8 protein-coding genes and 1 pseudogene are annotated in these 9,750 nt (G+C 72.0%); 8 read left to right on the forward strand and 1 reads right to left on the reverse strand.

Features of this window, described 5'->3' with window-relative positions:
* Both IFT36_RS13305 and recR read left to right on the forward strand, forming a co-directional pair.
* A pseudogene (locus IFT36_RS13305) lies at positions 1-532 on the forward strand (hypothetical protein); the annotation flags it as partial.
* Positions 533-535: 3 nt separating this feature from the next.
* Positions 536-1,135: a recombination mediator RecR gene (recR, locus tag IFT36_RS13310; protein ID WP_043595550.1), complete on the forward strand. Its 600-nt coding sequence runs from the start codon at positions 536-538 to the stop codon at positions 1,133-1,135.
* Positions 1,136-1,176: 41 nt separating this feature from the next.
* Here the strand turns inward: recR and IFT36_RS13315 are convergent, their stop codons facing one another.
* A complete protein-coding gene (locus tag IFT36_RS13315) occupies positions 1,177-1,986 on the reverse strand; it encodes a DUF1206 domain-containing protein (protein ID WP_173151277.1) in 810 nt (269 codons plus the stop codon).
* A gap of 137 nt (positions 1,987-2,123) precedes the next feature.
* Here IFT36_RS13315 and IFT36_RS13320 point away from each other — a divergent pair, with 137 nt between their 5' ends.
* The 6 genes from IFT36_RS13320 to IFT36_RS13345 all read left to right on the forward strand — a co-directional run.
* Complete coding sequence (locus IFT36_RS13320) at positions 2,124-3,389, forward strand: aspartate kinase (protein ID WP_055971466.1); 1,266 nt, start codon at positions 2,124-2,126, stop codon at positions 3,387-3,389.
* A 103-nt stretch (positions 3,390-3,492) separates the two neighbouring features.
* Complete coding sequence (locus tag IFT36_RS13325) at positions 3,493-4,545, forward strand: aspartate-semialdehyde dehydrogenase (protein ID WP_173151274.1); 1,053 nt, start codon at positions 3,493-3,495, stop codon at positions 4,543-4,545.
* Between the two features lie 129 nt (positions 4,546-4,674).
* Positions 4,675-6,156: a malate:quinone oxidoreductase gene (locus tag IFT36_RS13330; RefSeq protein ID WP_192124695.1), complete on the forward strand. Its 1,482-nt coding sequence runs from the start codon at positions 4,675-4,677 to the stop codon at positions 6,154-6,156.
* Between the two features lie 78 nt (positions 6,157-6,234).
* Positions 6,235-7,434, forward strand: a complete 1,200-nt coding sequence (locus IFT36_RS13335) for an Rv2578c family radical SAM protein (RefSeq protein ID WP_192124697.1) — start codon at positions 6,235-6,237, stop codon at positions 7,432-7,434.
* Positions 7,435-7,611: 177 nt separating this feature from the next.
* Positions 7,612-8,853: a sensor histidine kinase gene (locus IFT36_RS13340; RefSeq protein WP_200413371.1), complete on the forward strand. Its 1,242-nt coding sequence runs from the start codon at positions 7,612-7,614 to the stop codon at positions 8,851-8,853.
* The coding region (locus IFT36_RS13345) for a hypothetical protein (RefSeq protein ID WP_200413372.1) at positions 8,850-9,750 on the forward strand (901 nt) is incomplete at its 3' end. The genes IFT36_RS13340 and IFT36_RS13345, both read left to right, overlap by 4 nt.

Consider the following 9,750-nt stretch of genomic DNA (forward strand, 5'->3'; position numbering starts at 1 on the left):
CGAGGCCTCCGCGTCGCCGGCGCCGAGCCCGTCCCTGGCTCCCGCGCCGGCTGCGGCGCCCGGGGCCGCCGCGCGGTCCGGTGCCGCGGCGCCCGCGTCCGCCGGGCGATCCAGCGCTCCGGCGTCCGCGGCCGCCGCGCGGTCCGGCGGCTCGACCCCCGTCACCGGGTGGGACGTCGCCCCCATCCCGCAGACCCCGCCCCCCGAGCCCGACGAACCCGAGCACATCACCGAAGAACCGCCCGGCGGCGTCCCGACGGTCGACGCCGCGCCTCCTCCGCCCGAGGTCGACGTGCCCCCGGCTCGCCCCGCCGCCGCCCCGTCGCCCTCCACAGCGGCCACCAGCACACCGACCGCCTCCGCCGGTGCAGGTCCGTCGGTCGCCGAGCGTCGTGCGGCGACCGGTGACCCGCGCCGGGGCATCCCCACCGGGTCGCGCTACGGCGAGGCCGTCGTGCGCGAGATCCTCGGGGCCCAGTTCATCGAAGAAGAGACGATCGCCCCCCGGGTCACGCCTCAGAGAAGCGAGTAGCGCGTGTACGAAGGCATCGTCCAAGAGCTGATCGACGAATTCGGTCGCCTCCCCGGCATCGGGCCCAAGTCGGCGCAGCGCATCGCGTTCCACATCGTGCAGAACGAGTCCTTCGACACGTCACGCCTCGCCGAGCTGCTCGTCGACGTCAAGACCAAGGTGCGTTTCTGCGAGATCTGCGGCAACGTGAGCGAACAAGAGACGTGCAACATCTGCCGTGACCCGCGTCGCTCGCCCGCCACGATCTGCGTCGTCGAAGAGGCCAAGGACGTCCAGGCCATCGAGCGCACCCGCGAGTTCCGCGGTCTGTACCACGTGCTCGGTGGGGCGATCAGTCCCATCGACGGCATCGGTCCCGACGATCTGCGCATCCGCCAGTTGGTGCAGCGCCTCGCCGACGACACCGTGCAAGAGGTCATCATCGCCACCGACCCCAACCTCGAGGGCGAGGCGACCGCGACGTACCTCTCCCGGATGCTCGCGCCCTTCGGCCTCCGGGTGACGCGACTGGCCTCGGGGTTGCCCGTGGGCGGCGACCTCGAGTACGCCGACGAGGTCACGCTCGGCCGCGCCTTCGAGGGCCGCCGGCTCGTCTCCGAATGACGACCCGCGCCTCCTGAACCCGTTCGGCGCGCGCCTGCCCGTCAGAGGCGGGCGCGCCGTGCCCGCACGGCGCAGTACGCACCGTAGGCCATGAGCCCCAGGGCGACGGCCGTCAGCACCACCACGCCGAACGGGAGGGCCGCGAGGGCCTTCAGCGCGCCGTCGAGCCCCGTGGCCTCGCTCGGGTCCGAGGTGACGGCCGCGACCGCGAACAGCACGCCCACCACGCCCAGGGCGATCCCCTTGGCCACGTACCCCGTGACGCCGAGGGCGACCGTGCCACGTCCCGCCGCACCGCCCGGCAGCGTGAGGTCCTCGCGGAACTTCTGCTTCACGCCCTTCACGACGAAGTAGGCCCCGATCGCCACGATGGCGAGCGCGACGACGACGAGGAGCACGACGCCCCCGGGTGCGGAGAGCAGCCGGGCGCTGAGCGTCTGGGTCTGCCCCGAGCTGTCCGACGACGAGCCCCGGGCGAAGGTGAAGGCCGTGAACCCGACGGCGAGGTAGGCGACGCCCTTGCCGCCCTCCTTCGCGCGCTCGGCCCAGGCGTCCTTGTCCGTCCCGCGGACGAGAGCGGCTTCGAGCAGCTGGAAGAGGCCGAGGCCCCAGAGCCCGACGACGATCAGCCAGAGGAGGAAGACCCCGCCCGGGCGGGACGCGAACTGCCCGAGGGCACCGCCCTGGTCGGCCTCTCCTCCACCTCCGAACGCGACGCCGAGGGCGATCACGCCGATCACGACGTGGAGCAGGCCGTTCATGGCGAAGCCGACGCGGGCGGCGGTCGTGAGGGCGCGGCTGTCCTGGAGGCGGCTGGCGGCGCCGCGGGCCTGGTCGGTGGTGTCGGGCATCGGTCCACCGTAGGGGAGAGGCGCCGATGACGCCCCGCGACCGACGTACGTCACACGCTCTCGACACCGAATAGAATCGCCGGACGCAGGCGTGAGCCGTCCTCCGGCGCGCCCAGTCCCCCTTCTCAGGAGTCACCGTGAGCTTGATCGTGCAGAAATTCGGCGGGTCGTCCGTCGCCGATGCCGAGAGCATCAAGCGCGTCGCCAAGCGCATCGTCGAGACGCGGAAGGCCGGCAACGACGTCGTCGTGGCCGTCAGCGCGATGGGCGACACCACCGACGAACTGCTCGACCTGGCCAACGAGGTCAGCCCGCTGCCCGGCGGTCGCGAGCTCGACATGCTGCTCACCGCGGGCGAGCGCATCAGCATGGCCCTGCTCGCCATGGCGATCCGCAGCCTGGGCGTCGAGGCTCGCTCGTACACGGGCAGCCAGGCCGGCATGATCACCGACGCCCAGCACGGCAAGGCCCGCATCGTCGACGTGACGCCCGGACGGGTGCGGGACGCGCTCGACGCCGGGTACGTGGCGATCGTCGCCGGCTTCCAGGGGTTCAACCGGTCCACGGGCGACATCACGACCCTCGGTCGCGGCGGCTCCGACACGACCGCCGTCGCCCTCGCCGCGGCGCTCGACGCCGACGTGTGCGAGATCTACACCGACGTCGACGGCGTCTTCACGGCCGACCCCCGCGTCGTGCCCAAGGCCCGCAAGCTCGACCGCGTCACGAGCGAAGAGATGCTCGAGCTCGCCGCCGCCGGGTCGAAGGTGCTCTACATCCGTGCCGTCGAGTACGCCCGGCGTCACGGGGTCACCCTGCACGTCCGCTCGTCGTTCAACAACAACGAGGGAACGCTCGTCGTCAACCCGAAAGAGGGAGAGAACGTGGAAGAACCCATCATCAGCGGGGTCGCGGGCGACCTCAGCGAGGGCAAGATCACCGTCGTCGGCGTCCCCGACGTCCCGGGCAAGGCCGCCCAGATCTTCCGCACGGTCGCCAAGACCGGTGCCAACATCGACATGATCGTGCAGAACGTGTCGGCGGCGTCGACCAGCCGCACCGACATCTCGTTCACCCTGCCGAAGTCCGAGGGTGCCGTCGTGCTCCAGGCCCTCGAGTCCGACCGGGCCGAGATCGGCTTCGAGTCCCTGCAGTACGACGACCAGATCGGCAAGCTGGCCCTCGTCGGCGCGGGCATGCGCACCAACGCCGGCGTCTCGGCGCGGCTGTTCACGGCCCTCTTCGAGGCCGGAATCAACATCGAGATGATCTCGACCAGCGAGATCCGCATCTCGGTGGTCACCCGGGCCGACACCCTGAACGACGCCCTGCGCGTCGTCCACACGGCCTTCGGCCTCGACGCCGAGGTCGACGCCGTCGTCCACGGCGGCACCGGCCGCTGACGCGACCCACCACCCGAGGAGGCGCGCGCGGCCACCGCACCGCGCCTCCCGACCCGGCTCCCACCGGGCCAGGACCCGCACCACCGAACCCCAGGAGGCACCCATGGCCGAAGGACTGCGCGTCGGCGTGATCGGCGCGACCGGACAGGTCGGCAAGGTCATGCGCACGCTGCTCGACGAGCGCGACTTCCCGATCGCCGAGATCCGCTTCTTCGCCACCGCCCGGTCGGCGGGCACGACCCTGCCGTTCCGCGGTGTCGACATCGTGGTCGAGGACGTCGAGACGGCCGACCCCGCGGGTCTCGACATCGCCCTCTTCTCGGCGGGCGCGACGGGCTCGCGGGCCCACGCGCCACGGTTCGCCGCGGCCGGGGCACTGGTCATCGACAACTCGAGCGCCTGGCGCATGGACCCCGAGGTGCCCCTGGTGGTCAGCGAGGTCAACCCCCACGCCCTCCGCGAGGCGGTCAAGGGCATCGTCGCCAACCCCAACTGCACGACCATGGCGGCCATGCCCGTGCTGAAGGTGCTCGACACCGAGGCCACCCTGCAGCGCCTGATCGTCAGCACCTACCAGGCGGTGTCGGGCAGTGGACTCGCCGGCGCCGACGAGCTGCTGCAGCAGACCCGTGCCGCGATCGAGGGCGACACCATCGGCCTCGTGCACGACGGTCGCGCGGTCGACTTGCCCGAGCCGGTCACGTACGTCCGTCCCATCGCCTTCGACGTCATCCCGCTCGCGGGCAGCATCGTGGACGACGGCACGAACGAGACCGACGAAGAGAAGAAGCTGCGCAACGAGAGCCGCAAGATCCTCGAGCGCCCCGACCTGCTGGTCAGCGGCACGTGCGTCCGGGTGCCGGTCTTCACGGGGCACTCGCTCTCGATCAACGCCGAGTTCGCCTCGGACATCACGGCGGAGCGCGCGGAAGAACTCCTGCGCGACGCCCCCGGGGTGGTCCTCACCGACGTCCCGACCCCGCTCGAGGCGGCGGGAGCCGACCCCAGCTTCGTCGGCCGCATCCGGCACGACGAGGGCGTCCCCGGTCACCGTGGGCTCGCGTTCTTCATCAGCAACGACAACCTCCGCAAGGGTGCGGCGCTCAACGCCGTGCAGATCGCCGAGCTCGTCGCCGCCGAACGCGCCGTCGCCTGATCCGTCGACGCCGGTCGCCCGAGGGGTCGGTGATGCGTCGCACCCCGGTCTCTCGACATCGAGACACCGGGGTGTCGTGCTCCGGCGGCCACCCGGGGTCGCCGAGGGGGCCGGGCCTAGACTGACGTCGTGACCGATGCGAAGAAGCCCGTCGACGTAGCCCTCATCGGGGCAGGCATCATGAGTGCCACCCTCGGTGCCATGATCAAACAGCTCGAGCCGAGTTGGACGATCCAGATCTACGAGGCGCTGGGCGACGTCGCCCTCGAGTCGAGCAACCCCTGGAACAACGCGGGCACGGGCCACTCCGCCCTCTGCGAGCTCAACTACACGCCCGAGCGCTCCGACGGCACCATCGACACGTCGAGCGCCGTCAAGGTCAACGAGCAGTTCCAGGTGTCGCGGCAGTTCTGGTCGTTCCTCGTGGCCGAGGGGGCTCTGCCGCAGCCGGACGCCTTCATCAACTCGACCCCGCACATGAGCTTCGTCTGGGGCGAGAAGAACGTCGAGTACCTCCGCAAGCGCCACGAGGCCCTGCGCGAGCACCCGCTGTTCCAGGGGCTCGAGTTCAGCACCGACGCGTCCGTCATCCGGTCGTGGGCACCGGTCCTCATCCCGGGACGGGCGAAGGGGCAGCCGATCGCGGCGACGCGCATCGCCGCCGGCACGGACGTCGACTTCGGGTCCCTCACGCGCCTCCTCCTCACCTACCTGCAGGGCGAGGGGGCGATCCTCGAGGTCGACCACCGCGTCACGAACCTCACGAAGCTCGCCGACGGCACGTGGCGGGTGGCCCTCCGCAAGCAGGTCGGTGGCACGCCGACGACCGTCGACGCGCGCTTCGTCTTCGTCGGCGCCGGTGGGGGAGCGCTGCACCTGCTGCAGAAGTCGGGCATCGACGAGATCAAGGGCTTCGGCGGGTTCCCGGTCAGCGGCGAGTTCCTCCGTTGCGACGATCCCGCGATCGTCGGCAAACACCAGGCCAAGGTCTACGGCAAGGCCGCCGTCGGCTCGCCCCCGATGTCGGTGCCGCACCTCGACACGCGCGTCGTCGACGGGCAGGCCAGCCTGATGTTCGGGCCCTACGCCGGTTTCAGCCCGAAGTTCCTCAAACACGGCTCGATGTTCGACCTCTTCGCGTCGATCCGTGCCCACAACCTCTACCCGATGATCCGGGCCGGGCTCGCCAACCTCTCGCTCGTCAAGTACCTCGTGGGGCAACTGGCGGCGAGCAAGCAGACCAAGTTCGAGGCGCTGCGCGAGTTCATGCCCGACGCCGACCCGAAGGACTGGTACCGCATCACGGCCGGTCAGCGGGTGCAGGTCATCAAGAAGGACCGCAAGAAGGGCGGGGTGCTGCAGTTCGGCACCGAGGTCATCACGGCGGGCGACGGCACCATCGCGGGCCTGCTCGGTGCGTCCCCCGGGGCGTCCACGGCCGTGCCGATCATGCTCAGCGTGCTCGAGCGGTGCTTCCCCGACCGCATCGCGTCGTGGAAGCCCCGGCTCAACGCCATGATCCCCACGTACGGCGACGACCTCTCGTCCGACGAACGCCGGGCCGCGTCGACCATCGGGGCGACCGCCGAGGCGTTGCACATCCACGCCTGACGCCTCGCCCCGGGCCTCGCGTCCCCGTGCTGCGGGCCTCGGGTTGACCCTGGTTCGAACATGTGTTCGAATGGGGGAATGCGATGGTCCGAGCAAGCGGTCGACACCGAGAACGCCTCGGCGCTGCCCGGTCTGGCGCGATTGAACAACCTGATCACCTCCGTCACGACGCCCGAGTTCGCGGGGGTGACGTTCCACGAGGTGGTCGCGAAGAGTGCCCTCAACCGTGTGCCGGGTGGCGATTCGGCCCTCCCGTTCGGGTGGACGATCAATCCCTACCGGGGCTGCAGCCACGCGTGCGTGTACTGCTTCGCCCGCCCCACCCACGAGTACCTCGACCTCGACGGCGGCGACGACTTCGACCGGCAGATCGTCGTCAAGGTCAACGTCGCCGAGGTGCTCGCGCGTGAGCTCCACCGCCCCACCTGGCAGCACCACCCGGTCGCGCTCGGCACGAACACCGATCCCTACCAACGCGCCGAGGGCCGGTACCGGCTCATGCCCGGCATCATCGCCGCCCTCGCCGACTCGGGCACGCCCTTCAGCATCCTGACCAAGGGCACGTTGTTGCGGCGCGACCTCCCCCTGCTCGCCGAGGCGGCGCAGCACGTGCCCGTCGACCTGGCCATGTCGATCGCCGTCCACGACGACGACCTGCAGCAGTCGGTCGAGCCGGGCACGCCGACGACGGCGGCCCGCCTGGCCACCGTCTCCGCGGCCCGAGAGCTGGGGCTGTCCTGCTCGGTGTTCATGATGCCCGTGCTGCCGTACCTCACCGACGGCCTCGACCACCTGCACGCCGCGCTCGCCGCCGTCCGCGACTCGGGCGCGTCGAGCGTCATGTACAGCGCCCTGCACCTCAAGCCCGGGGTCAAAGAGTGGTGGTTCGCCTGGCTCGAGCGTGAGCACCCCGAACTCGTGGGCAAGTACCGTGCGCTCTTCGCCCAGGGCACCTACGCCCCGACGGGGTACCGCTCCTGGCTGGCCGCCCGGCTACGGCCCCTGCTGCGCGAGTACGGCCTCGAGAAGGGGCGGGCCGACCCGGCCACGGGGTCGATGCGTTCCGCCGCACTCGACGACAGCGCGCGTTCCCTCCGACTGATGGGCCTCAACGGCACCGGCGCGACCCCGGCCGCCGGGACGGGCGGCCTGGCGGGCATCCCCGACCTGGCCGTCGGTGCCGGTGCCGGTGCCGGTGCCGGTGACTCCGCGGTCCCGCGCGCCCTCATCGCCCACGAACTGCCGGGCGGGGCCCGATCACAGCCGCGACTGTTCTGAGCCTCCGAGGGCCAGAGGTCATCGGCACGGGGTGTTGTGCCCCGCTCGACCAGAACGGGGCACAAGAAGAAGCGCTCTGCCTGCGCGACACCCGCCCTGGCCCCACATGTCGGGGTACAGCCCAGGTCCGGCTTCTGTCATGATCTGTCCTGACCACGAACGAGCCGAGGAGGCCCCATGCTGCTCGGCCTCCCTGCCCACCTGGCGCCGACGGCGCTCGGCGACTCGGTGTCGAGGGCCTGCCACGCGATCGCGGCCACCGTCCTCGCGGCGGCGGCTGCCCTCCTGCTCACGAAACAGGCCGCCACGCCCGATCTGTTGCTCTGGCCCGCTCTGGTCTCGCTCCTCCCGATGGTCGTCCTGCTCGTCGTGGTCGACCGCACGCGGTCCACGACGGCCCACCTCGCCTACCTGATCGTCGGGACCGCCGCCCTCTACTGGTACGCCGTCACCCTCTTCTCGCAGGTCGCGGCGGTGCAGGCGTCGGACGCGTTCTCGCTCTCGTTGCCCAAGATCGCCCTCATCATGGTCGGCAGCACCGCCGTCGGGCCCCGCCGGGGTCTCCTCTGGGCTGCGGCGGGTTACGCGGCGGGCGAGCTCGCCACGCAGCTGGCGACCTGGCACACGGGGGCCTCCCTGCGGCTCGACGTGACCGCCCTGCTGGCCTTCGTCCTGGTCGCGGTGGTGACCGGTCACGCCGAGGCGTCGCGGGGACGCGCGCGGTCGGCTCAGCCGCGGCTGCACCGGTCCGCACTCGAGCAGCAGGTGCAGGGCATCCGTGTCGACATCGAGCAGCAGGCCGCGGCCCTCGTCCACGACACGATCCTCGGGCATCTCGCGGCCGTGGCCACCGCCCGCCCCGGTCCTCTGTCGCCCGACACCGCGCGGTCGATCGCGGCCGATCTCGAGCTCCTCGTGGGGCGCGACTGGCTCTCACCGGGGTCGGTGCCCTCCGAGGCCGCCGTGACGGCCGCCGACGGCTGGGAGGCCAGCCGACTGCACGCGGCCGTCGAGCAGTCGCGATCGGGCGGCCTCGAGGTGGCCGTGACCGGCGACGTCTCGGCCGTCGGTCGCCTCGACCCCGTCACCGGGGACGCCCTCGGCCTGGCGGTCGCACAGTGCCTCGTGAACGTGAGCCGCCACAGCGGGGTCGACCGGGCCGAGCTCGTCGTCTTCGGCGACGGCACCGACCTCACCGTGATGGTGATCGACGACGGAGTCGGCTTCGACACGGCGGCGGTGGCCCCCGACCGTCTCGGACTGACGGCGTCGGTCGAGGGCCGTCTCACACGCGTCCACGGTCACGTGCAGGTCTGGTCGTCCCCCGGCAGCGGGACGTCGATCGTCCTGCGGGTCCCGTTCGCCGCCGGGGCGCCGGTGGTCGGCGACGTCGCCACCGAGGACGGGGTGCCCGCGTGACCCTCCCCGCCCCTCCTCGTGCCCTCGGGCGCGCCTCCGATCGATCACCCCAGCAGGTCGACCCCCTCGGCGCCCTGGCGGCCCGACCGATCACCTTCGGGGCGGCTCTCGCCGCCCTGCTCGTCGCCGTGGTCGGCACGCTGCTGCGGGCCTCCGACGTGTCCTCGCCGGGGGCCGCGGTCGGTGCACTCGTCGCCGTGGCCGCGGGTGGCGTCGCACTCGTCGTGTCGGCCGGCCCCTTGCGGGCACCGTTCGGGCCGCGGGCGCTCTGGTGCGTCGCCGCGACGTGTGCGGTGGCGGGTGTCCTGTCCGCCCTGGCCACCTCCGGCAGCAATCCCTTCGTCCGGGACGACTGGGCGGGGATCGTCTCCGGGGTGCTCCTGCTCGGGGTGGCACCGTACCGCTCGGCACGCGAGATCCTCGCCGCCGGAGGCGCCGTGGCCGTGGTCCTCGCCCTCGTGGTCCTGGTCGAGGCGCCCGGTTTCGTCACACCGGTGCCCACCGCGTCGTACGTCGTCGTCGCCCTCACCCCGTTGCTCGCCCTGACCGCCGCGTCGGCGACCTTCTCGGGGGTCTTCGTGGCCCATGTCGAGGGGTGGGTCTCGCGGGCCACGGGATTCCGCAGGGCCAGCACCGACGACCTCAGGGTGACCCTCGCCCGGTCGGTCCAGCAGGACCGTGTCACCGTCCTCAACCGCGAGGTGGTGCCGTTCTTCGCACGGCTCGTCGAGTCCGGCCGGATCGTCGAGGGGGACGCCGACGAGGCCCGGCGCGTGGCCGACGCGTTGCGCGCCTCCCTGGTGGCCGACGCCGACGCGACGTGGCTGGCCCGGCGACTCGCCGCGCCCGGCCGCCGGGTGCCCGCCGAGGTCGTCGACCCCGACCGGCTCGCCGATC

Origin of the sequence: Frigoribacterium sp. CFBP 13605, assembly GCF_014839405.1 — a bacterium.
GTDB lineage: Bacteria > Actinomycetota > Actinomycetes > Actinomycetales > Microbacteriaceae > Frigoribacterium.